The sequence below is a fragment of the Nocardioides sp. GCM10027114 genome, from assembly GCF_042659625.1.
Lineage (GTDB): Bacteria > Actinomycetota > Actinomycetes > Propionibacteriales > Nocardioidaceae > Nocardioides.
The window spans coordinates 19,906-44,816 of record NZ_JBHSSS010000001.1; the positions used below are offsets into that span (position 1 = coordinate 19,906).

27 protein-coding genes are annotated in these 24,911 nt (G+C 72.1%); 11 read left to right on the plus strand and 16 right to left on the minus strand.

Features of this window, described 5'->3' with window-relative positions:
* The first annotated feature begins 29 nt into the window (after positions 1-29).
* From ACFP2E_RS00085 to ACFP2E_RS00105, 5 genes are read left to right on the plus strand one after another with little or no spacing between them, the layout of a single operon-like run.
* Complete coding sequence (locus tag ACFP2E_RS00085; RefSeq protein ID WP_378522219.1) at positions 30-1,553, plus strand: ABC transporter ATP-binding protein; 1,524 nt, start codon at positions 30-32, stop codon at positions 1,551-1,553.
* Positions 1,550-2,737, plus strand: a complete 1,188-nt coding sequence (locus ACFP2E_RS00090; protein WP_378522218.1) for an ABC transporter permease — start codon at positions 1,550-1,552, stop codon at positions 2,735-2,737. The genes ACFP2E_RS00085 and ACFP2E_RS00090 overlap by 4 nt, the downstream gene beginning before the upstream one ends.
* A gap of 2 nt (positions 2,738-2,739) precedes the next feature.
* Positions 2,740-4,080: an ABC transporter permease gene (locus ACFP2E_RS00095; RefSeq protein ID WP_378522217.1), complete on the plus strand. Its 1,341-nt coding sequence runs from the start codon at positions 2,740-2,742 to the stop codon at positions 4,078-4,080.
* A gap of 7 nt (positions 4,081-4,087) precedes the next feature.
* Complete coding sequence (locus ACFP2E_RS00100; protein WP_378522216.1) at positions 4,088-4,486, plus strand: cytidine deaminase; 399 nt, start codon at positions 4,088-4,090, stop codon at positions 4,484-4,486.
* Entirely contained in the window at positions 4,483-5,769 is a 1,287-nt protein-coding gene (locus ACFP2E_RS00105; RefSeq protein ID WP_378522215.1) for a thymidine phosphorylase, read from the plus strand. Before ACFP2E_RS00100 ends, ACFP2E_RS00105 begins: the two co-directional genes overlap by 4 nt.
* Positions 5,770-5,897: 128 nt before the next feature.
* Here ACFP2E_RS00105 and ACFP2E_RS00110 read toward each other — a convergent pair whose 3' ends face one another.
* Complete coding sequence (locus tag ACFP2E_RS00110) at positions 5,898-6,350, minus strand: MaoC family dehydratase (RefSeq protein WP_378522214.1); 453 nt, start codon at positions 6,348-6,350, stop codon at positions 5,898-5,900.
* Positions 6,351-6,424: 74 nt separating this feature from the next.
* On the opposite strand from ACFP2E_RS00110, the gene ACFP2E_RS00115 reads away from it, so the two are divergent.
* Positions 6,425-7,528 (plus strand): adenosine deaminase, encoded by a 1,104-nt coding sequence (locus ACFP2E_RS00115; protein WP_378522213.1) that lies wholly within the window; start codon positions 6,425-6,427, stop codon positions 7,526-7,528.
* Here the strand turns inward: ACFP2E_RS00115 and ACFP2E_RS00120 are convergent.
* Genes ACFP2E_RS00120 through deoC form a run of 5 tightly spaced genes read right to left on the minus strand, consistent with a single transcriptional unit; the run spans position 7,491 to position 12,009 of the window.
* Positions 7,491-8,057, minus strand: coding sequence for a hypothetical protein (locus ACFP2E_RS00120; RefSeq protein WP_378522212.1), 567 nt, complete (start codon positions 8,055-8,057; stop codon positions 7,491-7,493). The genes ACFP2E_RS00115 and ACFP2E_RS00120 overlap by 38 nt on opposite strands.
* A complete protein-coding gene (locus ACFP2E_RS00125; protein WP_378522211.1) occupies positions 8,050-8,664 on the minus strand; it encodes an ATP-binding protein in 615 nt (204 codons plus the stop codon). Before ACFP2E_RS00125 ends, ACFP2E_RS00120 begins: the two co-directional genes overlap by 8 nt.
* Positions 8,665-8,669: 5 nt before the next feature.
* The gene (locus ACFP2E_RS00130; protein ID WP_378522210.1) at positions 8,670-9,539 is read right to left on the minus strand and encodes an aldehyde dehydrogenase family protein; all 870 of its coding nucleotides are present in this window, start codon (positions 9,537-9,539) and stop codon (positions 8,670-8,672) included.
* Positions 9,536-10,996: an aldehyde dehydrogenase family protein gene (locus ACFP2E_RS00135; protein ID WP_378522209.1), complete on the minus strand. Its 1,461-nt coding sequence runs from the start codon at positions 10,994-10,996 to the stop codon at positions 9,536-9,538. The genes ACFP2E_RS00130 and ACFP2E_RS00135 overlap by 4 nt, the downstream gene beginning before the upstream one ends.
* Before the next feature lie 32 nt (positions 10,997-11,028).
* A complete protein-coding gene (deoC, locus tag ACFP2E_RS00140) occupies positions 11,029-12,009 on the minus strand; it encodes a deoxyribose-phosphate aldolase (protein WP_378522208.1) in 981 nt (326 codons plus the stop codon).
* Positions 12,010-12,109: 100 nt separating this feature from the next.
* On the opposite strand from deoC, the gene ACFP2E_RS00145 reads away from it, so the two are divergent.
* Positions 12,110-12,718 carry a hypothetical protein gene (locus ACFP2E_RS00145; RefSeq protein WP_378522207.1) on the plus strand — a complete coding sequence of 203 codons (609 nt, stop codon included), beginning with the start codon at positions 12,110-12,112 and terminating at the stop codon, positions 12,716-12,718.
* Positions 12,719-12,804: 86 nt separating this feature from the next.
* Positions 12,805-13,446, plus strand: a complete 642-nt coding sequence (locus ACFP2E_RS00150) for a hemerythrin domain-containing protein (protein ID WP_378522206.1) — start codon at positions 12,805-12,807, stop codon at positions 13,444-13,446.
* Positions 13,447-13,474: 28 nt separating this feature from the next.
* Here the strand turns inward: ACFP2E_RS00150 and ACFP2E_RS00155 are convergent, their stop codons facing one another.
* Positions 13,475-15,130, minus strand: coding sequence for a phospho-sugar mutase (locus ACFP2E_RS00155; RefSeq protein ID WP_378522205.1), 1,656 nt, complete (start codon positions 15,128-15,130; stop codon positions 13,475-13,477).
* Between the two features lie 57 nt (positions 15,131-15,187).
* On the opposite strand from ACFP2E_RS00155, the gene ACFP2E_RS00160 reads away from it, so the two are divergent.
* Complete coding sequence (locus ACFP2E_RS00160; protein ID WP_378522204.1) at positions 15,188-15,637, plus strand: SRPBCC family protein; 450 nt, start codon at positions 15,188-15,190, stop codon at positions 15,635-15,637.
* Here the strand turns inward: ACFP2E_RS00160 and ACFP2E_RS00165 are convergent.
* The 8 genes from ACFP2E_RS00165 to ACFP2E_RS00200 form a co-directional block, all read right to left on the minus strand.
* A complete protein-coding gene (locus ACFP2E_RS00165) occupies positions 15,614-15,958 on the minus strand; it encodes a hypothetical protein (RefSeq protein ID WP_378522203.1) in 345 nt (114 codons plus the stop codon). The genes ACFP2E_RS00160 and ACFP2E_RS00165 overlap by 24 nt on opposite strands.
* Before the next feature lie 40 nt (positions 15,959-15,998).
* Positions 15,999-16,403, minus strand: coding sequence for a hypothetical protein (locus tag ACFP2E_RS00170; RefSeq protein ID WP_378522202.1), 405 nt, complete (start codon positions 16,401-16,403; stop codon positions 15,999-16,001).
* A 13-nt stretch (positions 16,404-16,416) separates the two neighbouring features.
* On the minus strand, positions 16,417-17,904 hold the full coding sequence (locus ACFP2E_RS00175) for a hypothetical protein (protein WP_378522201.1): 1,488 nt from the start codon (positions 17,902-17,904) through the stop codon (positions 16,417-16,419).
* A gap of 94 nt (positions 17,905-17,998) precedes the next feature.
* The gene (locus tag ACFP2E_RS00180; protein ID WP_378522200.1) at positions 17,999-18,448 is read right to left on the minus strand and encodes a VOC family protein; all 450 of its coding nucleotides are present in this window, start codon (positions 18,446-18,448) and stop codon (positions 17,999-18,001) included.
* A gap of 105 nt (positions 18,449-18,553) precedes the next feature.
* A complete protein-coding gene (locus ACFP2E_RS00185) occupies positions 18,554-19,363 on the minus strand; it encodes an NAD-dependent epimerase/dehydratase family protein (RefSeq protein WP_378522199.1) in 810 nt (269 codons plus the stop codon).
* On the minus strand, positions 19,360-19,926 hold the full coding sequence (locus tag ACFP2E_RS00190; protein WP_378522198.1) for a hypothetical protein: 567 nt from the start codon (positions 19,924-19,926) through the stop codon (positions 19,360-19,362). The genes ACFP2E_RS00185 and ACFP2E_RS00190 overlap by 4 nt, the downstream gene beginning before the upstream one ends.
* An 83-nt stretch (positions 19,927-20,009) precedes the next feature.
* Positions 20,010-20,837: a purine-nucleoside phosphorylase gene (locus tag ACFP2E_RS00195; protein ID WP_378522197.1), complete on the minus strand. Its 828-nt coding sequence runs from the start codon at positions 20,835-20,837 to the stop codon at positions 20,010-20,012.
* Between the two features lie 32 nt (positions 20,838-20,869).
* Entirely contained in the window at positions 20,870-21,322 is a 453-nt protein-coding gene (locus tag ACFP2E_RS00200) for a gamma-glutamylcyclotransferase (protein WP_378522196.1), read from the minus strand.
* A 73-nt stretch (positions 21,323-21,395) separates the two neighbouring features.
* On the opposite strand from ACFP2E_RS00200, the gene lpdA reads away from it, so the two are divergent.
* The gene (lpdA, locus tag ACFP2E_RS00205) at positions 21,396-22,805 is read left to right on the plus strand and encodes a dihydrolipoyl dehydrogenase (RefSeq protein WP_378522195.1); all 1,410 of its coding nucleotides are present in this window, start codon (positions 21,396-21,398) and stop codon (positions 22,803-22,805) included.
* A 26-nt stretch (positions 22,806-22,831) separates the two neighbouring features.
* Positions 22,832-24,241 (plus strand): NAD(P)H-quinone dehydrogenase, encoded by a 1,410-nt coding sequence (locus tag ACFP2E_RS00210; RefSeq protein ID WP_378522235.1) that lies wholly within the window; start codon positions 22,832-22,834, stop codon positions 24,239-24,241.
* Here ACFP2E_RS00210 and ACFP2E_RS00215 read toward each other — a convergent pair.
* Positions 24,177-24,896, minus strand: coding sequence for a hypothetical protein (locus ACFP2E_RS00215; RefSeq protein ID WP_378522194.1), 720 nt, complete (start codon positions 24,894-24,896; stop codon positions 24,177-24,179). The genes ACFP2E_RS00210 and ACFP2E_RS00215 overlap by 65 nt on opposite strands.
* Positions 24,897-24,911: the final 15 nt, after the last annotated feature.

Below are 24,911 nucleotides of genomic sequence, written 5' to 3' on the forward strand. Positions count from 1 at the left end.
GAGGACGCGTGACAGCACAAAGGAGTGCGATGAAGCTCGAGATCCGGGGGCTGACCAAACGGTTCGGATCTTTCACGGCGAACGACAAGATCGACCTCACCATCGAGCCGGGCGAGATCCACTGCCTGCTCGGTGAGAACGGGGCAGGCAAGTCGACGCTGATGAACATGCTCTACGGCCTGCTCGACCCCACCGAGGGCGAGATCCTGATCGACGACAAGCCGGTCCGCTTCAGCTCGCCGGGCGACGCGATCGCCGCGGGCATCGGCATGGTCCACCAGCACTTCATGCTGGTCCCGGTCTTCACCGTCGCCGAGAACGTCATGCTCGGCCGCGAGCAGACCAGGGGCCCCGGAGGCATCCTCAACCGCGCCCACGCGGCCGACCGGGTCCGCGAGCTCTCCGAGCGGTACGGCCTCAAGGTCGACCCGGACCGCCTCGTCGAGGAGCTCCCCGTCGGCGTGCAGCAGCGCGTGGAGATCATCAAGGCGCTCGCCAACGACGCCGAGGTGCTGATCCTCGACGAGCCCACCGCGGTGCTGACGCCGCAGGAGATCGACGAGCTCATGGACATCATGCGCGAGCTCAAGGCGCGCGGCACGTCCATCATCTTCATCACCCACAAGCTCCGCGAGGTCAAGGCCGTCGGTGACCGGATCAGCGTGATCCGGCGCGGCAAGGTCGTCGGCACCGCCTCGCCGGACGCCTCCGAGGCCGAGCTCGCCGAGATGATGGTGGGCCGTGCCGTGAAGCTGAAGGTCGACAAGGAGGAGGCCAGCGCCGGCGACGTCATGCTCGAGGCGCGCAACCTCACCGTCGTCGACCCGCGAGGCCACCTGGTCGTCAAGGACGTCTCCTTCGAGGCGCGCGCCGGTGAGGTGCTCGGCATCGCGGGCGTCCAGGGCAACGGCCAGACCGAGCTCATCAAGTCCCTGCTCGGGCTCGTCCGCCCGGCCGCCGGCGAGATCTGGCTCGACGGCAAGGACATCAGCCACCACGGCCCCCGGGAGTCGCTCGAGGACGGCATCGGCTACGTGCCGGAGGACCGCTCCCACGACGGCTACGTCGGCTCCTTCAGCGTCCGCGAGAACCTCGTCCTCGACCTGTTCCGGCACCCCGAGTTCTCCCGCGGCCTCGCGCTGGACCTGCCGGCCATCGAGAAGAACGCCGCGCACCGCATCGAGGAGTTCGACATCCGCACCGAGTCCGCCGACTCGCCGGTCAGCTCGCTCTCGGGCGGCAACCAGCAGAAGGTCGTCGTGGCCCGCGAGTTCTCGCGGCCGCTCAAGGTGCTGATCGCCTCGCAGCCGACCCGCGGCGTCGACGTCGGCTCCATCGAGTTCATCCACCAGCGGATCATTGCCGAGCGCGACAAGGGGACCGCGGTGATCGTCGTGTCCACCGAGCTCGACGAGATCTTCGCGCTGTCCGACCGGATCGCGGTGATGTACGACGGCCGGATCGTCGGCACCGTCACCCCGGACATCGCCCGCGAGGACATCGGCCTGATGATGGCCGGCGCCCACGAGCCCGCGCAGGGAGGTGCCGCATGAGCGGCCCGACGACCGACACGAAGCCCGACGCGCCCCAGCCGAAGGCACGGCCGATGGCCAACCGCTACGAGCAGTGGCTGCCGACCATCAAGGACTCGCTCGCGGCGATCGTGCTCGCGCTGCTGGTCGGTGCCCTGCTCATCATCTTCTCGACGCCGCGCGTCATCGAGTCCCTGGCCTACTTCTTCAGCTACCCGTGGGACTTCTTCCGGTTCTCAGGGATCGCCGTGTGGGACGGCTACAGCGCCCTGCTCGACGGCTCCATCGGCTCCGGTGGTGCCCTGGTGCGCACCCTCGAGCGCGCCGCGCCGCTGATCTGCGCCGGCCTCGGCGTCTCGCTTGCCTTCCGGGCCGGCATGTTCAACATCGGCGCCCAGGGCCAGATGCTGGTCGGCGGCATCGTCTGCGGCTACATCGGCTTCCACTACGACCTGCCCGTCGGCCTGCACCTGCTGCTGGCGCTGGTGGGCGGCGTCGTGGCGGGCGGCCTCTGGGGCGGACTGGCCGGCTTCCTGAAGGCCCGCACCGGCGCCCACGAGGTCATCTCGACCATCATGCTCAACTACGTGGGCCGCTTCCTGCTGCTGTACTTCCTGGCCAAGGAGTCGTTCCAGCGGCCGGGTGAGGACAACCTGCTGTCGCCGCCGGTCGACGACTCCGCGTCCTTCCCCGAGGTCTTCGGGGTCCACACCGGTGTCCTGCTGGCCGTGGTCGCAGCGCTGGTCATCTGGTGGCTGCTCGAGCGCAGCACCTGGGGCTTCGAGATCCGCGCCGTCGGCGCCAACCCCGACGCCGCCCGGACCGCCGGCATGAGTGTCTCGCGGGTCTACATCACCGCGATGACCGCGGCAGGCATGCTCGCCGGCCTCGCCGTGGCGATGCAGCTGCTCGGGCGCCAGGACCCGCTGAGCGACCAGATCGCGGGCAGCGTCGGCTTCGACGCGATCACGGTCGCGCTGCTCGGCCGGGCCACCCCGCTCGGCACCGTCCTGGCCGGCCTGCTCTTCGGGGCGCTCTCGTCCGGAGGCCTCTCGATGCAGGCAGCCGCCGGCGTACCGCCCGAGATGGCGCAGGTGCTCCAGGCACTGATCGTGCTCTTCGTGGCCGCGCCCGCGCTGGTCCGTGGAGTGTTCCGCATGCGAGGCGACGGACAGGCCTCCACCGTCATGGCGAAGGGGTGGTGAGCATGGGCGTCACCGACACCGTGGTCCCGCAGGCACCGGACGCTCCGCTCCAGGACCCGAGCGTCCGCGACCGGGCAGACGTCGCGCGACAGGTCCGGCTGGTCGTCACGTTCGGCATCAGCCTCGCGCTGCTCGTCTACTTCGCGCTCACCATCGACAACACCACCGTCACCTACGTGCTGGGTGAGCGGGTCAGCGCCGACGACCGGCCCAAGGAGCTCACCACCACCGGCATCTCCTGGCTGGCTGTCGCCGTGTCCGCGGTGGCCCTCGGGCTGGCCGCGGTGAACCGCTACCCCCGCCGCTGGGTGGGGATCCTGCTCGCCGTGGTCGTGGGCATCACCTTCTACCTCGGCTTCCTGATGTGGGCGTACGCCGACCAGGGCGGCGCCTTCCAGGCGGCGATCGCCAACCCGATCCCCGGCACGATGCGGATCGCGACCCCGCTGGTCCTCGGCGCCCTCGCAGGCTGCCTGTGCGAGCGCGCGGGCGTCATCAACATCGCCATCGAGGGCCAGTTCCTCGCCGGCGCGTTCTTCGCCTCGGTGTTCGCCAGCATCGGCTACGCGTTCCTGGTGTTCATCCCGGTCGGGTTGACCGCCGCCTTCGGGCTCGTCGGCGGCGTCCTCGCCGGTGTCGGCGTTGCGGCCATGCTGGGCCTGTTCGCGCTGCGCTACCAGGTAAACCAGGTGGTCCTCGGCGTGGTCCTCGTCGCGTTCGCCTCGGGCCTGACCAGCTTCCTGCTGGGCCAGATCCCGGGCAGCCGCAAGCCGCAGTTCAACAACCCGCAGATCCTGGACGAGATCCGGATCCCGGTCCTCGCGGACATCCCCGTGATCGGCGAGGCGCTGTTCGACCAGACGATCCTCGTGTACCTGATGTACGTCTCGGTCGCCTTTGTGACGTTCCTGCTGTTCGAGACCCGCTGGGGTCTGCGCGTCCGTTCCGTCGGCGAGCACCCCAAGGCCGCCGACACCGTCGGCATCAACGTCAACCGGGTGCGCTGGCAGGCGGTCCTCCTCGGCGGCGTGTTCGCCGGCCTCGGCGGCGCCTACTACACCGTGGGCTCGACCGGCGCGTTCGACCGGGACGTGTCCGCCGGCACCGGCTTCATCGCGCTCGCCGCGGTGATCATGGGCCGCTGGCACCCCATCGGGGCGACGTTCGCGGCGCTGTTCTTCGGCTTCATGTGGAACCTGCAGAACCAGCTCAGCTTCGTCGACAAGCTCCCCGGCGAGCTGCTCGGCGCGGCGCCCTACCTGGCGACCATCATCGCCGTGGCCGGCTTCGTCGGCCGCGTGCGGCCGCCGGCCGCCGACGGCCAGCCCTACACCAAGAGCTGACCGCCGGATGAGCGAGTTCGACTGGGACCGCCTGCGGCAGGCGGCCACGGAGATCGCCGCGCACGCCTACGCGCCGTACTCCCGCTACCACGTGGGGGCCGCGGCGCTGGCGGACGACGGCCGGCTGCTGGTGGGCTGCAACGTCGAGAACGCGGCGTACGGCGTGGTGCTGTGCGCCGAGTGCGGCGTGGTCTCGCAGCTGCACGCCACCGGGGGCGGCCGGCTGACCCACTTCGTCTGCGTCAACGGCGCGGGCGAGGTGATCATGCCGTGCGGCCGCTGCCGGCAGCTGCTGTTCGAGCACGGCGGCCGTGAGCTGCTGCTGCAGACCGTGTCCGGCGTGCGCCGGATGGACGAGGTGCTGCCCGACGCGTTCGGGCCCGACGACCTGGAGGGAACCACGTGAGTGGCCACGACGCCGTGGAGGTCATCGCTGCGAAGCGGGACCGGCACGAGCTCAGCGACAGCCAGATCGACTGGGTGATCGACGCCTACACGCGCGGCGACGTCGCCGACGAGCAGATGTCGGCGCTGGCCATGGCGATCCTGCTCAACGGCATGAACCGTCGCGAGATCTCCCGCTGGACCAACGCGATGATCGCGTCGGGGGAGCGGATGGACTTCTCGTCGCTGTCGCGGCCCACCGCCGACAAGCACTCGACCGGCGGTGTCGGCGACAAGATCACGCTCCCGCTCGCGCCGCTCGTCGCGGCCTGCGGCGTGGCCGTCCCTCAGCTGTCAGGCCGGGGCCTCGGCCACACGGGGGGCACGCTCGACAAGCTCGAGGCGATCCCCGGCTGGCGCGCGCTGCTGTCCAACGAGGAGATGTTCGCGCAGCTGGAGTCGGTCGGGGCCGTGGTCTGCGCGGCCGGCGACGGGCTCGCGCCCGCCGACAAGAAGCTCTACGCGCTGCGCGACGTCACGGGCACCGTCGAGGCGATCCCGCTCATCGCGTCGTCGATCATGAGCAAGAAGATCGCTGAAGGCACCGGCTCGCTGGTCCTCGACGTCAAGGTCGGCACCGGTGCGTTCATGAAGGACCTCGACCAGGCGCGCGAGCTCGCCCGCACCATGGTCGACCTCGGCAAGGACGCCGGCGTCAGCACGGTCGCGTTGCTCACCGACATGTCGACCCCGCTGGGCAACACCGCCGGCAACGCGATCGAGGTGGCGGAGTCCGTCGAGGTGCTGGCCGGCGGCGGTCCGGCCGACGTCGTCGAGCTCACCCTGGCCCTGGCCCGCGAGATGCTCGCGGGGGCCGGCGTGACCGACGTCGACCCGGCCGACAAGCTGGCCGACGGGTCCGCGATGGACGTCTGGAAGGCGATGATCCGCGCCCAGGACGGTGACCCCGACGCCCCGATGCGGGAGGCCCGCGAGAAGCACGTCGTGACCGCGGCGCGCTCCGGGGTGCTGACGCGCCTCGACGCGATGGCGGTCGGTATGGCCGCCTGGCGCCTCGGCGCCGGCCGGGCCAAGCAGGGCGACGCCGTCCAGGACGGCGCCGGCGTGGTGTGGCACGCCCGCCCCGGCGACGAGGTCACCGAGGGTGCGCCGCTCTTCACGCTGCTCACCGACGACGCCGAGCGCTTCGAGCGGGCGCTTGCCTCGCTTGAGGGCGGCTACGACCTCGGGCCCGCCGGGACGGCGTACGAGCCGGGCCCGCTCATCCTGGATCGCATCTCCTGACCGGTTGAGTCGGTACTTTCGACGGTCGATTCGGCAGATTCGACCGTCGAAAGTCCCGACTCAACGGTGGGAAGTCCCGACTCAACGCTGGGAAGTCCCGACTCAACGGTGGGAAGTCCCGACTCGACTCAGGGGAGGAGCAGGACGACGGTCTCGGCGACGCAGGCCGGCTTGTCCTCGCCCTCGATCTCGATGACGTGGCGCAGGGTGAGTTGCTTGCCGGCGGGCAGGTCGGTGACGTCGGCGACGGAGACCGTCGAGCGGATGCGGGAACCGACGCGGAGCGGGTTCGGGAAGCGGACCTTGTTGACGCCGTAGTTCAGCTTGGCGCCGGGGGTCTCGAGGGAGAACACCGTGGTGCCGAGGTAGGGCACCAGCGACAGGGTGAGGTAGCCATGGGCGATCGTGCCACCGAAGGGGCCGTCCTTGGCACGCTCGGCGTCGACGTGGATCCACTGGTGGTCGCCGGTCGCGTCGGCGAAGGCGTCGACCCGGTCCTGCTCGACCGTGAGCCACTCGGAGGTGCCGAGCTCCTCGCCGACCGCCGCGGCGACCTCGTCCAGGCTGGTGAACACGCGCATGCTGCTGCTCCGTCCTTCGGTGTCGCGGGCGTCGATGGAAGGATGGCGGCCATGAACACCGGGATCACCACGGCATGACCACCGTCACGACGACGGAACCTACCGTCCCCACCCGCGGCCAGGTGCTCCGGGCGCCGAAGGTGCTGCTCCACGACCACCTCGACGGCGGCCTGCGCCCGCAGACGATCCTCGAGCTCGCCGCCGAGGTCGGCCACGAGCTGCCGGCGTCGGACGCGGAGTCGCTGGGCCGCTGGTTCGCGGAGTCGGCCGACTCCGGATCGCTGGAGCGCTACCTCGAGACCTTCGACCACACCGTCGCGGTGATGCAGACGGCGCCCGCGCTGGCCCGGGTGGCGCGCGAGTGCGTGGAGGACCTCGCCGCGGACGGCGTCGTGTACGCCGAGATCCGTTACGCCCCCGAGCAGCACGTCGAGGGCGGGTTGAGCCTCGACGAGGTGGTGGCCGCGGTGCAGCGCGGCTTCGACGAGGGCGTCGCGGCCACGGGCGGGCGGATCGTGGTGCGGCAGCTGCTCACCGCGATGCGCCACCAGGCCCGGTCGATGGAGATCGCCGAGCTCGCGGTGGCCTGGCGCGACCGCGGGGTCGCCGGCTTCGACATCGCGGGCGCGGAGGCGGGCTACCCGCCCACCCGCCACCTCGACGCGTTCGAGTACCTCCAGCGCGAGAACTCCCACTTCACGATCCACGCGGGCGAGGCGTTCGGGCTGCCGTCGATCTGGCAGGCCATCCAGTGGTGCGGCGCCGACCGGCTCGGCCACGGCGTGCGCATCATCGACGACATCGAGGTCAGCGAGGATGGCCGCGTCGCGCTCGGCCCGCTGGCGGCGTACGTCCGCGACAAGCGGATCCCGCTCGAGATGTGCCCGGCATCCAACGTGCAGACCGGCGCTGCGTCCTCGATCACCGACCACCCGATCGGGCTGCTGACGAAGCTGCGGTTCCGGGTCACCGTGAACACCGACAACCGGCTGATGAGCGGCACGTCGATGACCGAGGAGATGTGGTCGCTGGTGCAGGCTTTCGGCTACGGCCTCGAGGACCTGCGCTGGTTCACCATCAACGCCATGAAGTCGGCGTTCCTGCCGTTCGACGAGCGGCTCGCGATCATCGACGAGGTCGTCAAGCCGGGGTACGCCGGGCTGCTGGCCGAACGCTGAACCACGGCACGTCCCAGCCGGCGAGCCGGAGGCGGCGCGACCGCAGGGCCTCGTGGCCGACCGTGACGAGCCGCCCCGACGTGGGCTCGTAGACCGCGAGCACCTCGTCGGTCCCGCCGACGACGAGCACGACGTGGCGCGGCAGCCAGGCGTTGCCGACGTAGAGCCCGACCGGGGCGTGGGAGGTCGCGCCGGCCACGTCGGGCACCGGGTCGCCGGTGCGGATCCAGCGACTGCGGTACGCCTGGCCGGTCAGCCCGGCCAGGTGGCGCGCGACGGCCCAGGGCGGGGTGCCGAGCGCCTGCGGCCACGGCAGCTGGAGCCGGCCCCGGCCGTCGCGACCCGACGTCAGCCGGCGGTGCAGCGCCAGCACCTCGGCGTGGAACCCGGTGAGGACGGGTGGGGCCGCGGCGGCGCGCAGGAGCTCTGCGACCCGCATCGACGCGGCGCCGCACGAGCGGGCGTCGGGTTGGGGGAGCGGGTGCCGCAGCAGCCGCTCCGCGGGCGAAGAGGCTCCCGCCTCAGCCACCGGCGGGCTGCCGGTCGAGCAGCCGGGAGATCTCGTCGTACGCCTGGTCCGGTGTTGCCGGGCGGCATCCGAGGTCGACGGCGTGGCCGACCACCCGCTGCTGGTCGCGCATGAGGGCCCAGCCGCGGCGCAGCAGAACCAGCGGCGGCTTGCGGCGCTCGCGCAGGTCGCGGGTGAGCCGGCGCCAGAAGGTGACCGCGGCGTGCTGCCGCACGCAGTAGGCGCCCGCGAGCACACCGGCCAGTGCGGCCGCGGGCACGACCTCCTGGGCGAAGATCCCCTCCGCGACGAAGTAGCGGCTGCCGCCGAGGTCGAGCCTGCGCGAGCCGCACCGCCCGTCGCGCGCCAGCTCGTAGATCGGCACCTCGGCCCGGCCCTCGCGGCAGAGGCGCTCGAGCGTGGTGATGGCCTCGGCCTTCAGCCACGAGTCGGGGTGGTCCCAGTCGGTCATGCCGGCGTTGGGGCCGTGCTCGATGACCGGCAGGGAGGGGTCGCCGCCGCTCTTGTAGAAGTCGTCGAGCCGCAGGACGGGCAGCCCGAGCCGTTCGGCGAGACGTGACTTGCCGGCCCCTGAGGGGCCGGCAAGCACGATCACCTGTGCCGTCACGTGCGTCAGACGCCGATCGGGTGCCAGACGGTCTTGGTCTCGAGGAACGTGGTCATCGCCTCGATGCCGGGGTCGGCCGTCCAGTCCGGCTCGGCGGCCGGCGCGCGGCGGACCCGCTTGAGGTTGTCGGCCGCCGCGACCTCGAGGTCGGCGGCCAGCTCGGCCTCGCCGGCGATGCCGGTGAGGTCGATGGCGTTGACGTCCATGTGGCCCGCCAGCCACGGCGCGATGGTGGCCGCGGAGCCGGTGAGGATGTTGACCACGCCGCCGGGGACGTCGGAGGTCGCCAGCACCTCGGCGAACGTGATCGCGGGCAGCGGCCGCTCGTAGGAGGAGACGACGACGACGGTGTTGCCGGTGACGATCGCCGGCGCGATCACCGAGACCAGGCCGAGCAGCGAGGACTCCTGCGGCGCGAGCACGGCGACGACGCCGGTCGGCTCCGGGGTGGAGAGGTTGAAGAACGGCCCGGCCACCGGGTTGGCGCCGCCGACCACCTGGGTGATCTTGTCGGCCCAGCCGGCGTACCAGACGAGTCGGTCGATGGCGGCGTCGAGCACCTTCTCCGCCTTGGCGGTGGTCAGCCCCTCGGAGCGGCGCACCGCGTCGACGAACTGCGGGCGGCGGTCCTCCATGATCTCGGCGACCCGGTAGAGGATCTGTGCCCGGTTGTAGGCGGTGCGGCCGGCCCAGCCCGGGAAGGCCTTGCGGGCGGCGGTCACCGCGTCACGGGCGTCCTTGCGGGAGGCCAGGGCGGCATTGGCCACGAACGTCCCCTTCGAGTCGTTGACGACGTAGGAGTGGCCCGACTCCGAGCGGGGGAAGGCGCCACCGATGTAGAGCTTGTAGGTCTTGCGCACGTCGATGCGGCTCACTGGCTGGTTCCACCCTTCAGGTAGGCCTCGAGGCCGTGACGGCCACCCTCACGGCCGTAGCCCGACTCCTTGTAGCCACCGAACGGGCTGGTCGGGTCGAACTTGTTGAACGTGTTGGCCCACACGACCCCGGCACGCAGCGCGTTGGCCATGTGGAGAATCCGGGACCCCTTGTCGGTCCACACACCCGCGGACAGGCCGTACGGCGTGTTGTTGGCCTTCTCGACCGCCTCGCTGGGGGTGCGGAAGGTGAGCACCGACAGCACCGGGCCGAAGATCTCCTCGCGGGCGATCCGGTGGGCCTGGGAGACGCCGGTGAACAGCGTCGGCGGGAACCAGAAACCGTTGGTGGGCAGCTCGCACTGGGGCGACCAGCGGCCCGCGCCCTCGGCCTCGCCGACCTCGGACAGCTCGCGGATCCGGGCGAGCTGCTCGGCGGAGTTGATCGCGCCGATGTCGGTGTTCTTGTCGAGCGGGTCGCCGACACGCAGCGTCGCCATCCGGCGCTTGAGCCGGTCGAGGACCTCGTCGGCGACGGATTCCTGCACCAGCAGCCGCGAGCCGGCGCAGCAGACGTGGCCCTGGTTGAAGAAGATTCCGTTGACGATGCCCTCGACCGCCTGGTCGATGGGGGCGTCGTCGAAGACGATGTTGGCGGCCTTGCCGCCGAGCTCGAGGGTGACCTTCTTGTCGGTGCCCGCGACGGCCTTGGCGATCGCGCGGCCCACGTCGGTGGAGCCGGTGAAGGCGACCTTGTCGACGTCGGGGTGCGAGACCAGCGAGCGGCCGGTCTCGCCGGCGCCGGTGACGATGTTGACGACGCCCGGCGGCAGGTCGGCCTGCTGGCAGATCTCGGCGAACAGCAGCGCGGTCAGCGGGGTCGTCTCGGCCGGCTTGAGCACCACGGTGTTGCCGCAGGCCAGCGCCGGGGCGATCTTCCACGCCAGCATGAGCAGCGGGAAGTTCCACGGGATGACCTGGCCGGCGACGCCGAGCGGCCTCGGATTGCCAGCGCCGTAGCCCGAATACTCAAGCTTGTCGGCCCAGCCGGCGTAGTAGAAGAAGTGCGCGGCGACGGTCGGGATGTCGACGTCGCGGGACTCCTTGATCGGCTTGCCGTTGTCGAGGGACTCCAGCACGGCGAGCTCGCGGCCGCGCTCCTGGATGATCCGCGCGATGCGGTAGAGGTACTTGGCGCGCTCGCTGCCGGGCATCCGGCCCCACACGCGCGAGTAGGCGCGGCGGGCGGCCTTGACGGCGTTGTCGACATCCGCCTCGTCGGCCTCGGCGACCTCCGCCAGCACCTCCTCGGTGGCAGGGCTGATCGTCTTGAACGCCTTGCCGTGGCCGTCGACGAACTCGGCGTTGATGAACAGGCCGTACGACGGCTTGATGTCGACGATGCTGCGCGACTCGGGCGCGGGGGCGTACTCGAACACGGTGCTCTTTCCGGTCATGGATCCACTTGTTCCGGTGTCGGCCATGGCGATCAGTCCAGGGTGAAGTAGTCGGGGCCGGAGTAGCGGCCGGTCCTCATCTTGGTGCGCTGCATCAGCAGGTCGTTGAGCAGCGTGGAGGCGCCGAAGCGGAACCAGTCGGGATCGAGCCAGTCGCTGCCGGCGACCTCGTTGACCATGACCAGGTACTTGATGGCGTCCTTGGCGGTGCGGATGCCGCCCGCGGGCTTCACGCCGACCATCTGACCGGTGAGCTCGCGGAAGTCGCGGACCGCCTCGAGCATGACAAGGGTGACCGGCAGCGTCGCCGCCGGCTGTACCTTGCCGGTGGAGGTCTTGATGAAGTGGCCCCCGGCCAGCATCGCCAGCCAGCTCGCGCGGCGGACGTTGTCGTAGGTCTGCAGCTCACCGGTCTCGAAGATGACCTTGAGGTGGGCGTCGCCGCACGCCTCGCGGACCTGGACGATCTCCTCGAACACCTGCAGGTAGCGGCCGGCGAGGAACGCTCCACGGTCGATGACCATGTCGATCTCGTCGGCGCCCGCCTCGACGGCGTCGCGGGTGTCGGCCAGCTTGATGTCCATCGCCGCGCGGCCCGACGGGAACGCCGTCGCCACGGCCGCGATGTTCACACCCGAGTCGCCCACGACCTCCTTCGCGGTGGCGACCATGTCCGGGTAGACGCAGACGGCGGCGACCTGCGGGACCGTCGGGTCCGCGGGGTCGGGGCGCAGCGCCTTGGACGCGAGCGCGCGGACCTTGCCCGGAGTGTCCTGGCCCTCGAGGGTCGTCAGGTCGACCATGCGGATCGCCAGGTCGAGCGCGAACTCCTTGGCGCTGGTCTTGATCGACCGGGTGCCCAGGGAGGCAGCACGCGCCTCGGCGCCGACCTGGTCGACGCCGGGGAGGCCGTGGAGGAAACGACGGAGCGAGGCATCGGAACGCGTGATCTCGGAGAGGTCCGAGGTGGACGCCGTCGCCGCCGGGGCTGCAGCGGTGGAGGAACTCGTCACCGACCCAGCATAGGCTGGAGGTTCGGTCCGCGGACAATCAGCATGCGGACAGGCAGCGACGACCAGCCGGCGGTGTGCCGGGGACCAGCGAGGGGTGCAGGTGAGCGACGAGCCCGTGGAGAAGTTTCGGCCGACGAGCGGCCGGGTCATGGGGTCGATCGGGCTGGTGCTGGTCATCGTGATCGTGCTGATCGGGGTGCTCGACCGCGATCAGGGCTACTCGCCGGTGGTCGTGTGGACCGCACTCGTCGTCGGCGTCGTGATGTGGGCCGCGATGCTCCGGCCGCGGTTGTGGGCCACCGAGTCCGACCTGGTCATGCGCAACTCGTTCAGCACCCTCCACGTCCCGCTCGCGGCCATCGAGCAGATCGCCGTCCGGCAGGTCTGCGCGGTCCGGGTCGGCGAGCGGCGCTATGTGTCCCCGGCGGTCGGGAAGTCGTGGCGTCAGGCGCTGCGCTCCGACAAGAGGCTGGAGCGCAACCGGCAGCGGGCAGCGGATCCCGAGACCCCGGGCACGATGCCGTACCCCACGTACGTCGAGGACCGGCTCCACCAGCTGGCCGAGGAGGCCCGCGGTCGGGCGGGGATCGCGCTGCTGTCCGACGAGCAGCTCGCGCTCGCCGCCGGCGTACGCCGTGACTGGGCGTGGCCGGAGATCGTCGCGCTGGTCGTGGCGCTGGGCGGCCTGGTCGTCTCGATCGCCCGCTGAGGGGCGCTTCCGGCCGTCGGGAGGCGGGTCCGCGGCGATCCGCCGAATCCCTTCCACGACCAGGAAGGGGCGCCTACGGTGGGGAGATGGCACCCCCGGCCATGAGCATGAACAAGGTGATCCACGGCGCCCTGCGCAGGGACCTTGAGCGGTTCCGCCGGGCGCTGGAGGAGTTCCCCGAGGGCGACGTCGTCCGAGCCGCCGGGCTGCACCGGGCCTGGCGCAACTTCGAGGACCAGCTCACCGAGCACCACGAGGGTGAGCATGCGATCGCCTGGCCGGCGCTGTCGGCGATCGGCGTGGACAGCCTCACCATCGCGTCGTTCGACGGCGAGCACGCGGCCATGGCTGCCGACCTCGCCGCCGCCAGCAGGGCGATGGACACGCTGGCGGCCACGGCGGGCCGGCACGACGCCGACGCCGCGGCCGTGGCGGTGACCCGGCTGCAGGCGACGGCCGTGAGTCACCTCGACCACGAGGAGCAGGAGACCGAGGACGCGCTCAACCGGAACTCCGGCCACCCGGCGATGAAGGAGATGGGCCGTCAGTTCCGTCGCAGGTCGAGCCCGTCCGAGGCGGGGACGTTCTTCGTCTGGGTGCAGGACGGCGCGTCGCCGGCCGAGCTCGCGGCGCTCCGCGACAACGTCCCCGGCCCGGTGCTCGCCGTGGTCGGCACCGTCTTCGGGCGGCGCTACCGCCGCGAGGTCGCACCGGTCTGGGCGGGCTGACCGGGTCCGGCGGCGCGCCTGCCGCCGCTCAGATGCCGGCCGCGGTCCGGATGTCCCGCCCGAGTGCGTCGAGCCTCCCGGCGGCCGCGATCCGGGCCGCCTCGACGCCGTCCTCGGGGTTCACCGGGATGACCACCTCGAGGTAGCACTTGAGCTTCGGCTCGGTGCCGCTCGGACGGACGACGACCCGGCCGCCCCCGGCGAGCCGGTAGCGCAGGCCGTCGGTGGGCGGGAGGTCGGCCGTCCCCTCGTCGAGGTCGTCCACCTGCTCCACGGCGAGCCCGCCCAGCGTGGTCGGCGGGGTGTTGCGCAGGGTCTCCATGGCGCGGGCGATCTCGGCGAGGTCGGTGACCCGCACCGAGACCTGGTCGGTGGCGTGCAGGCCGTGCTCGAGGGCGATGTCGTCGAGCAGGTCGTCGAGGGTGCGGCCGGCGGCCTTGGCCTCCGCGGCGATCTCGCACAGGAGCAGCAGCGCGGAGAGCCCGTCCTTGTCCTTCACGTGCTCGGGGTCGACGCAGTAGCCGAGCGCCTCCTCGTAGCCGAACGCGAGGCCGTCGACGCGGCCGATCCACTTGAAACCGGTGAGCGTCTCGGCGTACGGCTGTCCGGCTGCCTCGGCCAGCCGGCCCAGCAGCGACGACGACACGATGGTGGTGGCGTAGGTGCCCTCCTTGCCGCGGCGCAGCAGGTGGGCGGCGAGCAGCGCCCCGACCTCGTCGCCGCGCAGCATCCGCCAGCCGTGCGGACCCGGCACCGCCGCCGCGCACCGGTCGGCGTCCGGGTCGTTGGCGACCACGAGGTCGGCGCCGCTGCGCTCCGCGAGAGCCATGGCGAGGTCCATGGCCCCGGGCTCCTCGGGGTTCGGGAACGAGACGGTCGGGAAGGTCCCGTCGGGGTGCTCCTGCTCGGAGACCACCCGCGGTGCGCCGAAGCCGGCGGTCTCCAGGACCTGGACCACCGAGCTGCCGCCCACGCCGTGCAGCGGTGTGTAGACGATGTCGAGGTCGCGGGGGCCGTCGGCGGCGAGCTCGGCGACCGTGTCGAGGTACCGGTCGACCAGCTCGTCGCCCAGCACCTTGCCGGCGTCGCCGCGCGGCACGTCGGCGAGGCGACCGACGGCCGCGATCCGCTCGGCGATCCCGGCGTCGGCAGGCGGCACGATCTGCGACCCGTCGCCGAGGTAGACCTTGTAGCCGTTGTCCTCCGGCGGGTTGTGGCTGGCGGTGACCATCACGCCGGCCACGCAGCCGAGCTCCCGGATCGCGTAGGCGAGGATCGGGGTCGGCAGCGGGCGGGGGAGCACCAGCGCCTTGAGACCGGCCCCTGTCATCACCTCGGCGGTGTCGCGGGCGAAGACGTCGGAGTTGCGCCGGGCGTCGTACCCGATGACGACGCTGCTGTCGCGGCCGGCGCCCTGGTCCTTGAGGTAGGCCGCGAGCCCGGCGGCGGCACGGGTGACGACGACCCGGTTCATGCGGTTGGGGCCCGCGCCCAGCGCGCCGCGCAGGCCCGCGGTCCCGAACTCGAGCGTGCCGTCGAAGCGGTCGGCGAGGTCGGCGGCGTCCCCGCCGTCGGCCACCTCGGCGATGATCGCGTCCAGCTCGGCCCGGGTCTCCTCGTCGGGGTCCTCCGCGGCCCACTCGCGGGCACGTTCGAGCAGGGCGGCGGTGTCGAGCGTCGTCATGGGCGGAACGCTAGTCCGACTGCGCCCGACCGGCCCACCTCGGGGCAGGATGGGTGCATGGGGCTGGTCGACGGTGGAGGCAGCTACTCGTTCCGGGGACGCTGGGTCGTCGAGGCGCCTCGCGCGCAGGTGCACGCGGTGCTCGTGGACCTCGAGCACTACCCCGAGTGGTGGCCGCAGGTGCTCGCCGTGGCGAAGGTGACGGACGACGACGCCCGTGTGCTCTGCCGCTCGGCGCTGCCGTACACGCTCGACCTGATGCTGCACGCCGTACGCCGCGACCTCGACGTGCTCGAGACCAGCCTGGCCGGCGACCTCCACGGCAGCGTGCGCTGGCGGCTCACCGAGCAGGACGGCTCGACCCGGCTCGACTTCGAGCAGGACGTCGACGTCGGGAGCCGCTGGCTGCGCCTCGCCTCCGTCGTGGTCAGGCCGCTGCTGCGGTGGAACCACGACCGGATGATGGTCGGCTGCCTGGACGGGCTACGGGCGCGGCTCGCCGCCTGAGCTGGTCGATCCGCCGAAGTCGCCGGTGTTGTCGACCTCGGCGTTCTCGGGCCGGTTCTCCGGGGCGAGCCGGCGCTTGCGCTCGGCCTCGATCTCGGCGATCTCCGCGTCCGAGGGGCGCTTGTCCCGGAACGCGGCGCTCGGGTCGGCCCGGCCGGCCGAGCTCTCCTGCTCCTCGTCGGCGTTCATCTGCTCGAACCGCTCGACCGCCGGCAGCGTGACCCCGGTGTTGTCGACCTCGGCGTTCTCGGGCCGGTTCTCGGGAGCGAGCCGGCGCCTGCGCTCCGCCTCGATCTCCGCCATTGCCTCCTGGTCGCCCATTCCGATCCCCCTTCGTCGTGGGCCGACCACCCTGCCAGAGTCAGCCCAGCTGGAGATAGAGGTCGTGGGCCTGCTCGCTGCCGTCGGGCAGGTAGCCGACGTCGAGCTTCAGGTTGGTGGTCCGCTCGCCGACCTCGTCGGCGTGCTCGAACATGCGCGCGTAGGTGTCGCCGATGCCGCGGACGTCGCCCTCGTGGCGGTGGTGGAGCCAGCGGCCGCCCGGCACGGCCACGGTGTCCTCACCCGGCTCGTCGACCAGGACGCCGACGGTGATGCGGTGGACGTCGCCGCCCGGCTCCGCGCTCAGCTCGGCGTGCACCTGGCCGGCCTCGGCGAACTCCATCACCCGACGCCACAGTGACGGGGCCACGAGCGGCAGCTCGCCGATCGGAGCCGACAGGGAGGCACCACGCAGGTGCTGGGGGGCGCGCTCGACGATCTCCATGGCCGCACCCTAGTCAGGCGGCGCCGAGCAGGAGCTCCAGGACACGGTCGACGTCGTCGGTGTGGTTGACGGCCTCGTCGTCGGGTGGGTCGAGGTGGTGGGTGCCGGAGCCGTCGACCCTGCGGTGCAGGCCGTGCGGGGTCCGCCAGATCGTGGTGCCCGCGGCGGCGGGGGTGGCGGTGTAGCCGAGGTGGGTCTTGGCGCGGTGGCCCCGCCGGCCGAGTGGCTGGCTGGTGCGACTGGAGGTCTGTCCGGGTGGGCCGTGGGGGTCGAACGGCACGGGGTGGTCGAGGTCGGTGTTGCGGGAAACCGTGGAGGCGTGGGGGAACGCGTCGCCGGGGCGGATGAGGTGGATCCGCTCCCGGATGGCCTCGGGGTGCTCGTAGGCGTTGACGCTGTGGTGGTGGGCCAGGTCGAGCACGGGCTTCACGGTGATCCGGTGGTGGCCGAGCAGGTCTTGTAGCTGGGCCAGGGCGAGCGGGCCGAGGCCCTCGACCCGCGCCACGCCCTGTGTCAGGCCGGTGAGGGCGGCCTCGTGGAGGTGGACGTAGAGCACCGTGCGGGGCCGGAGCTGGTCGGCCAGTCGGTCGACGTCGAGGGCGCGGAGCGCATCGAGCAGGTCGGCGGGGAATGCCAGTGCCCGGCACGGGGTGTCATCGGGTTCGAGGCCCTGGGACTCCCGGTCGGGCTCGTCGCCGGTCTCGGCGGGGACGTCGGCTCCCTCGAGGAGGAGCCGGGTCAGCTCGGCGGGCCGGGCGAGCCAGCCCATCGCCTCGGCGCGCAGGTCGTCGACGGGGGTGTCGGCGTGGCCGGGGCGGGCGGCGAGGATCTCGGCGACCCGGGTGACGGTGGCGTCGACCCAGGCGGCGTCGCCGGCGGTCACCCGGGCCACGATGGTGCGCAGTCCGGTGGCGTCGGGCCGGGTCAGCGCGACGTAGCGGCGCTCGCGGTCGGCGGCGATCCGGGCGGCGTGTGCGGCGGGGTCGGCCTCGATGACCTTGGCCTCCGCGATCGCCATCACCCGGGACGGGGCCTCGGTGCGGATCGCGTCGGCCACCGCGTCGTCCACGACACCCACCACCGCGGCCGGCAGGTGGCGGCACATGCCGGCGACCTTGCGGGCCAGCCACGGCTCGGCATCGAGGTCGAGGACCAGGGACCAGGTCTGCGGCAACCGGTGACGCAGGTCGAGCACGTCCGCGACCACCTTGCGGGCCGCCATGGTGTGGACCCCGCGGGCGATGCCCAGCTCGCACAACGTGAGCTCGCGGACCATCGGCGTCCCCTCGCCCCCGACCTGCACCAGCCGGTCCCCACCCGGGGGCCGCGGCTGCGACGGGTCCGGCCGGGGGTCCTCCCGCGGGTCGGTGCCCTGCAGGTCCGCCCACCGGGCCACCAGCAACAGATCGCGCACCTCCGCCTCGCGCCGGGCCCGCACCCCATCCTCGAGCGCCGTCAGCGTCGCCGCGGCGTCGAGCTCGTCGATCGGAGTGGAGGCCATGCCCCAGTCTATCGAACAGGTGTTCGAAGTCAAGAAGTTCTGCACAGCGCGTCACGGCCATGGGCAGTGGCGCCGGGCCCCGACAGGCACCGAGTCAGGACACGCAGAACTCGTTGCCCTCGGGGTCGGCCATGAGGACGGCGTAGCCGCCGTGGTCGTCGTTGCGACGGAGCACGGTCGCGCCGGCTGCCAACCGCTCCGCCACCGCGGTCTCGACGATCTCGCGACGCCGCTCGATCGGCAGGCTCCGGGGATCGGGGCCGGTGGGGTCGAGGTCGAGGTGGAACCGGTTCTTGACCTGTTTCGGCTCGGGGACCTGCTGGAACCAGATGCGGGGCCCGCAACCGGCGGGATCATGGAGCCGGTCGGCGCCGTCGCCGTTCGGATCGAGCTCCTCGTCGGGCACTCCCACCGACCGGTACCAGTCGTTCCACGTCGCGTGACCCTCGGGTGGTGGCGGCACCTCGTAGCCCAGCGCGGGGCCCCAGAACGCCACCATCCGCGCCGGGTCGGCGCAGTCGATCGTCAGATGCCAGGTCACCATGCGCGTCACGGTAGGTGCCGGCGGGGACGGCGACAGGCAAGTGCTGGCAGCTCGGCGGGTCCGGCAGGGGAACTGGTGGCAGCTCGGCGGGGAACTGCTGGCAGGTCAGCCGCGGTCGAGGGCGGGGCGGTAGAACGACTCGAGGGCGAACGGTCCGCCGACGTACGCCGACTCGGCCTCGTCCTCGTCCCGGGCCGGAACGGTGGCGGCGAACTCCTCGGCATCGTCCTGCGGGTCGTAGCCGAGCCGGCGGCCGGGCTCGAGGTCCCACCAGGCGCGGGTGTTGGCGGAGATCCCGTAGAGGACCGCGAAGCCGGGCGCGGGGGCGGTCAGGCCGGCGTCGACCATGCGGACGCAGTCGTCATGGGACAGCCAGGTCGCGAGGTGCCGGCGGGTCTCGGGCTGGGGCAGGAACGAGCCGATCCGGCAGGACACGGCGTCGAGGGCGTAGCGGTCGGCGTACAGCGCCATGACCGCCTCGGCGGCGACCTTGCCGACGCCGTAGAACGTGTCGGGGCGGGGGAGCGCGTCGTCCGAGACAGCGGCGTCGGCCGACTCCGGACGCGGGGTGCGGCCGACCGCGTGGTTGGAGGACGCGTAGACGAGGCGCGTGACGTCATGGGCGACCATCGCGTCCAGCAGCGCGGCGGTGGTCACCACGTGGGAGTGGAGCGAGTCGGGCAGGGACGCCTCGCCCGGGTGGCCGGCGAGGTGGACGACCGCCTCGGGCGCGACCTCCGCGAAGACCGCCGCGACGGCGTCGGGGTCGGCGCAGTCGACCATGTGCCACTGGCCGACGTAGCCGTCCGGCGGCGGGACCAGGTCGAGCCCGACCACCTCGTGGCCGCGGTCCTCGAGACCCACGGTGACCACCTGTCCGATGCTGCCGGCCGCGCCGGTGACGAGAACCTTCACACGCAGTCCTTCCTGACCTCGGTCCGCCCCTGCCACTGGCTGTTGCCGGTGGTCCCGCCGTCGTCCCAGCCGATGTCGAGCCCGTCCATGGAGCCGCCCATGGTCATCCGCATGCGGGCGATCACGTAGTAGTCGGTCTTCGGCTCGAGCCGGGCTCCGACGAGCGGCTCGCGCCCGGACCAGCCGATCCGGCGCTTGTAGTGCGTCTTGCCAGGGGCCCCCACGAGGACCCACCCGGACGAGGGGACCTCGCCGTCGGGTCGGCGGGACACCGACCGCTCGAGGAGCTCGATGCCCTCCGCGTCAGCGAGCCGGAGCCCGGTCAGCGTGACCGGGCGGTCCACCCGTACCTGCTCGTACATGACGTACGTGCCGGGGAGCGACGCGCAGCCGCGGCCCTTGCCCATGATGGTGAGGGGATCGGTCTCCCCCGGCTCGGCACCGGTCGTCCCCGACGGTTCCGACGAGGCTGCGGGCGACGAGTCCGCGGACGGTCCCTCGTCGGCCGTGCAGGCGACGAGCGACAGCAGCAGGGCGGCAACCGCCCCCGTACGGATGACCATGCCGGAAGTCTTGCCCACCTGACGGGCCGGCCCGCCACCGGGTCGGCTGGCGGCAGGGGCTCGGTCCTGCAGCAGACGGTGGCTCAGATGCGGGGCACGATCTCGCCGAGCAGCCCGCCCATCCGCGAGGCGGCGGCCTTGCCGGCCTCGAGGACCTCCTCGTGGTTGAGCGGCTCGCCGCTGATGCCGGCGGCGAGGTTGGTGACCAGGCTGATGCCGAGGATCTCCATGCCCGCCTCGCGGGCCGCGATCGCCTCGAGGGTGGTGCTCATGCCGGCGAGGTGGCCGCCGATCGCGCGGACCATGCCGATCTCGGCCGGGGTCTCGTAGTGGGGGCCGGGGAACTGGACGTAGACGCCCTCCTCCAGCGACGGGTCGACCTCGCGGCACATCGCGCGCAGCCGGCTGGAGTACAGGTCGGTGAGGTCGACGAAGTTCGCGCCCTCGATGGGGGAGCGACCGGTCAGGTTGATGTGGTCGCCGATGAGCACCGGGGTGCCGGGGGTCCAGTGCTCCTTGAGGCCGCCGCAGCCGTTGGTCAGCACGATCGCGCGGCAGCCGGCCGCGGCGGCGGTGCGGACACCGTGGACGACGGCGCGCACGCCCTTGCCCTCGTAGTAGTGCGTGCGGGAGAGGAAGACCAGCAGGTTGCGGTCGCCCGACCGGATCGACCGGATCTTGCCGGAGTGGCCGGCGACGGCGGCCGCCGAGAATCCGGGCAGGTCGGTGGTCGAGATCTCGGCCGTGGCCTCGCCCAGGGCGTCCACCGCCGGGAGCCAGCCGGACCCGAGCACGAGGGCCACGTCGTGGGTCTCGACCCCGGTCAGCTCGCGGAGCCGGTCGGCGGCTGCGGCGGCGACCGCCTTCGGGTCGGTGGTGGGGTCGTTCAGCTGGTTCTGGGGCTCGCTCACGGAGCGACTCTAGACCGCGCCGGGACGGGTGGTCAGAGGCCGGTGGACCGGCAGGGGCGGCGGCGCAGCGCCGCGACGTAGTCGGCCGGGGCGTCGGCGGCCTCGGCCGCGTCGGCGAGCACCCCGAGGTACGACGCTGACGGCAGCCCGCCCTCGAAGGCATCGAGCACGTACGTCCAGACGACCAGCTCGCCCGCGAGCGTGGACACCCGCACCCGGGTCTTGCGGTAGAGGCCGAGGTCGGCGCCCTCCCAGCCGTCCAGCGCGGCCTCGTCCTCGCGCGTCACGTCGTAGACGGCGACGAAGACCTGCTCGAAGGGGTCCTGCACGATCGTGGAGAGCGCGCCGTCCCAGCCGTGCTCCTCGCCGCCGAACGTCAGTCGCCACCCGGTCAGCCACCCGGTGGTGTGGAGCGGGGAGTGCGGGCAGCGCTCGCCCATCCGTGCGGGATCGAGGTTGGTCCCGTAGGCGGCGTACAGCGTCACGGCTCGAACACTAGTCGGCCGAGGGGCCACCTTGCTTTGAGGCCACGCCTGCTGCGGGCCTAGGCTGGCCCCCGTGACCCAGACTGAGACCCACTTCGACGTCCTCGTCCTCGGTGCCGGCCCCGGCGGCTACGTCGCCGCGATCCGGGCGGCCCAGCTCGGCAAGAAGGTCGCCGTGATCGAGGAGAAGTACTGGGGCGGGGTCTGCCTCAACGTCGGGTGCATCCCGTCGAAGGCGCTGCTGCGCAACGCGGAGATCGCGCACATCATCACCCACGAGCGCAAGACGTTCGGCATCTCCGGCGAGCCGACCATGGACTTCGGCGCGACGCACAAGCGCAGCCGCGGCGTGGCCGAGTCCAGCGCCAAGGGTGTGCACTACCTGATGAAGAAGAACAAGATCACCGAGATCAACGGCTGGGGCACCCTCACCGGTCCGAAGTCGGTCGACGTCAAGGACTCCGACGGCAACACCACGTCGTACTCCTGCGACAACCTGATCCTGGCGACCGGCGCGAAGGTCCGGATGCTGCCGGGCATGGAGGTCAGCGAGAACGTCGTTACCTACGAGGAGCAGATCCTCGACGAGAACCTCCCGGGCAGCATCATCATCGGGGGCTCCGGTGCCATCGGCGTCGAGTTCGCCTACGTGATGAAGAACTTCGGCGTCGACGTGACGATCGTCGAGTTCCTCGACCGGATGGTCCCCACCGAGGACGTCGACGTGTCCAAGGAGCTCCTCAAGCAGTACAAGAAGCTCGGCGTGAAGGTCATGCTCTCGACCAAGGTCGACTCGGTCGAGGACACCGGCTCGGGTGTCAAGGTGACGGTGAGCCCCGCCGACGGCGGCGACTCGCAGGTGCTCGAGGCCGACAAGATGATGGCGGCCTTCGGCTTCGCCCCGCGCGTCGAGGGCTACGGCCTCGAGGCGACGGGCGTCGAGCTGACCGAGCGCGGCGCGATCGCCGTCGACGAGCGCGGCCGCACCAACGTCGAGGGCGTCTACGCCATCGGCGACGTGACCGGCAAGCTGATGCTCGCCCACACCGCCGAGGCGATGGGCGTCGTCGCCGCCGAGACGATCGCCGGGGCGGAGACCCTGGAGATCGACTTCGACATGATCCCGCGCGCGACGTTCTGCCAGCCGCAGATCGCGTCGTTCGGCTACTCCGAGGAGCAGGCGAAGGAGAAGGGGTACGACGTGAAGACGGCGATGTTCCCGTTCTCGGCCAACGGCAAGGCGCGCGGCATGGCCGAGGGAGTGGGCTTCGTGAAGATCGTGGCCGACGCGAAGTACAACGAGATCGTCGGCGCCCACATGATCGGCCCCGAGGTCACCGAGCTGCTGCCGGCGCTGACGCTGGCCCAGCAGTGGGACCTGACCGCCGACGAGGTGGCGCGCAACGTCTTCGCGCACCCGACGCTGTCGGAGGCCATGAAGGAGGCCGTCGAGGGCATCGCCGGCCACATGATCAACCTCTGAGCCGGGTGCGGGAGCGGGACGAGCACGTGAACAAGGTCGTCATCGTCGGCGGTGGTCCCGGCGGCTACGAGTCCGCCCATGTCGCCGCCCAGCTGGGCGCCGACGTCACCGTCGTCGACACCGACGGGCTCGGCGGCTCGGCCGTCCTCACCGACTGCGTGCCGAGCAAGACGCTCATCGCCACGGCCGAGGTGATGACCGAGCTCATCGAGGCCGGCGAGCTCGGCCTGGAGATCCAGAACGGGCAGGACCAGCCCGCCGGGGCCGAGGGGCCCGCCGCGCGGATCCGGGTCGACCTGGCCCGGGTCAACGAGCGGGTCAAGGGCCTCGCTGCCGACCAGTCGGCCGACATCGCCCGCCGGCTCGAGCGCGACGGCGTGCGCATGGTGCACGGACGTGGCCGGCTCGACGGCACCGAGCGGGTCGTGGTCGACCTCACCGCCGGCGGCCAGGAGGTCCTCGACGCCGACGCCGTGCTGCTCGCGACGGGCGCCGCGCCCCGCACCCTGCCGTCGGCCAAGCCCGACGGCGAGCGGATCCTGACCTGGGAGCAGGTCTACGACCTCACCGAGGTGCCCTCCGAGCTGATCGTCGTCGGCTCCGGTGTCACCGGCGCCGAGTTCGCCAGCGCCTACCTCGCGCTCGGTGTCCCGGTCACCCTCGTCTCCTCCCGCGACCGGGTGCTGCCCGGCGAGGACGCCGACGCGGCCGCCGTGCTCGAGGAGGTCCTCAAGCGGCGCGGCATGAACGTGCTGTCCAAGTCCCGGATGGAGTCGGTCGCCCGCGACGGCGACGTCGTGACGGTGACCCTCACCGACGGCCGCCAGGTCCAGGGGTCCCACTGCATCCTCGCGCTCGGCTCCGTCCCCAACACCGCCGACCTCGGCCTCGAGGAGGCCGGCGTGGCGGTCGACGAGGGCGGCTTCATCAAGGTCGACCGGGTCAGCCGCACGTCCGCGCGTGGTGTCTACGCCGCCGGCGACTGCACGGGCGTACTGATGCTCGCCTCGGTCGCCGCCATGCAGGGCCGGATCGCGATGTGGCACTTCCTCGGCGACGCCGTCGCCCCGCTGAACCTCAAGACGGTCTCCTCCAACGTCTTCACGGCTCCCGAGATCGCCACGGTCGGCTGGTCGCAGCAGGCGGTCGACGCCGGCGAGATCCAGGCCGAGGTCGTCATGCTGCCGCTCTCGGGCAACCCGCGGGCGAAGATGCAGGGCGTGCGCGACGGCTTCGTGAAGCTCTTCTGCCGCCCGGGCACCGGCATCGTGGTGGGCGGCGTGGTCGTGGCGCCCCGCGCCAGCGAGCTGATTCACCCGGTCTCGGTCGCGGTGGCGGAGTCGCTGACCGCCGACCAGCTGGCTCAGGCCTTCACGGTCTACCCGTCGATGAGTGGATCGATCGCCGAGGCGGCACGCCGGCTCCACCGGGTCTGACCGGGACGCCGGCGGGCCCCGCGCGGGCTGCGGGACCGTGGTAGCCCTCGGCCCACGCGTGGTATGCCGGGCCTGCCTCGAACCACGGCAACCACCGGTCGCTCCAGCGCACCAGTCGCGCCTGCGGCGCGTCGCCCGTGCGCAGCCGGGCCTCGCAGGCCGGGCAGGCCGCCACCGTGCGCGGCTCGCCCTCCGGCGGCGCCCAGGCGACGGTGTCGTGGCCCGGCCCGTGGGTCGGGTCGAACCAGCAGGGCGCCCGGCCGGCCGGAACCGGCTCACCGGCCCGGCGGGCGACCAGGCACGCCCGGGCGTGGCCGACCTCGGCAAGCAGCTCTGTCGCGGGCACGACGTCGTCGCTGTGGGTCGCCCGTAGCAGGAGCAGCCGCGCGTGCTCCCATGCCTCGAGGGCACGGCCGTAGTCGTCGAGCATCGCCGGTCGCTCCGGGTGGGGGAGCAGGTCGGTGACGAGCGCGATGTGGAGCTCGGCGAGCTCCTCGCCGAGGCGGGTGGCATCCTCCTCCGCTGCACGCCGGCTGAGCCGGAAGTGCAGGTCCCGCTCCAGCCGCCGGCGGCGGCCCGCGACCACCGCCCGGCGGGTCAGGATGCTCACCGAGACCGTGAGGACCGCGAGTGCGACGAGGAAGGACCACGTCATCTCCCGACGGTAGGG

Coding starts and splice junctions, on each gene's coding strand:
- ACFP2E_RS00190 (WP_378522198.1), bottom strand. CDS start 19,926: ATGGTCATCCGTACGGGGGCGGTTGCCGCCCTGCTGCTGTCGCTCGTC.
- ACFP2E_RS00135 (WP_378522209.1), bottom strand. CDS start 10,996: ATGACCGGAAAGAGCACCGTGTTCGAGTACGCCCCCGCGCCCGAGTCG.
- ACFP2E_RS00160 (WP_378522204.1), top strand. CDS start 15,188: ATGGGGCTGGTCGACGGTGGAGGCAGCTACTCGTTCCGGGGACGCTGG.
- ACFP2E_RS00170 (WP_378522202.1), bottom strand. CDS start 16,403: ATGGAGATCGTCGAGCGCGCCCCCCAGCACCTGCGTGGTGCCTCCCTG.
- ACFP2E_RS00155 (WP_378522205.1), bottom strand. CDS start 15,130: ATGACGACGCTCGACACCGCCGCCCTGCTCGAACGTGCCCGCGAGTGG.
- ACFP2E_RS00150 (WP_378522206.1), top strand. CDS start 12,805: ATGGCACCCCCGGCCATGAGCATGAACAAGGTGATCCACGGCGCCCTG.
- ACFP2E_RS00095 (WP_378522217.1), top strand. CDS start 2,740: ATGGGCGTCACCGACACCGTGGTCCCGCAGGCACCGGACGCTCCGCTC.
- ACFP2E_RS00165 (WP_378522203.1), bottom strand. CDS start 15,958: ATGGGCGACCAGGAGGCAATGGCGGAGATCGAGGCGGAGCGCAGGCGC.
- ACFP2E_RS00100 (WP_378522216.1), top strand. CDS start 4,088: ATGAGCGAGTTCGACTGGGACCGCCTGCGGCAGGCGGCCACGGAGATC.
- ACFP2E_RS00215 (WP_378522194.1), bottom strand. CDS start 24,896: ATGACGTGGTCCTTCCTCGTCGCACTCGCGGTCCTCACGGTCTCGGTG.
- ACFP2E_RS00115 (WP_378522213.1), top strand. CDS start 6,425: ATGACCACCGTCACGACGACGGAACCTACCGTCCCCACCCGCGGCCAG.
- ACFP2E_RS00085 (WP_378522219.1), top strand. CDS start 30: ATGAAGCTCGAGATCCGGGGGCTGACCAAACGGTTCGGATCTTTCACG.
- ACFP2E_RS00180 (WP_378522200.1), bottom strand. CDS start 18,448: ATGGTGACCTGGCATCTGACGATCGACTGCGCCGACCCGGCGCGGATG.
- ACFP2E_RS00175 (WP_378522201.1), bottom strand. CDS start 17,904: ATGGCCTCCACTCCGATCGACGAGCTCGACGCCGCGGCGACGCTGACG.
- ACFP2E_RS00110 (WP_378522214.1), bottom strand. CDS start 6,350: ATGCGCGTGTTCACCAGCCTGGACGAGGTCGCCGCGGCGGTCGGCGAG.
- ACFP2E_RS00090 (WP_378522218.1), top strand. CDS start 1,550: ATGAGCGGCCCGACGACCGACACGAAGCCCGACGCGCCCCAGCCGAAG.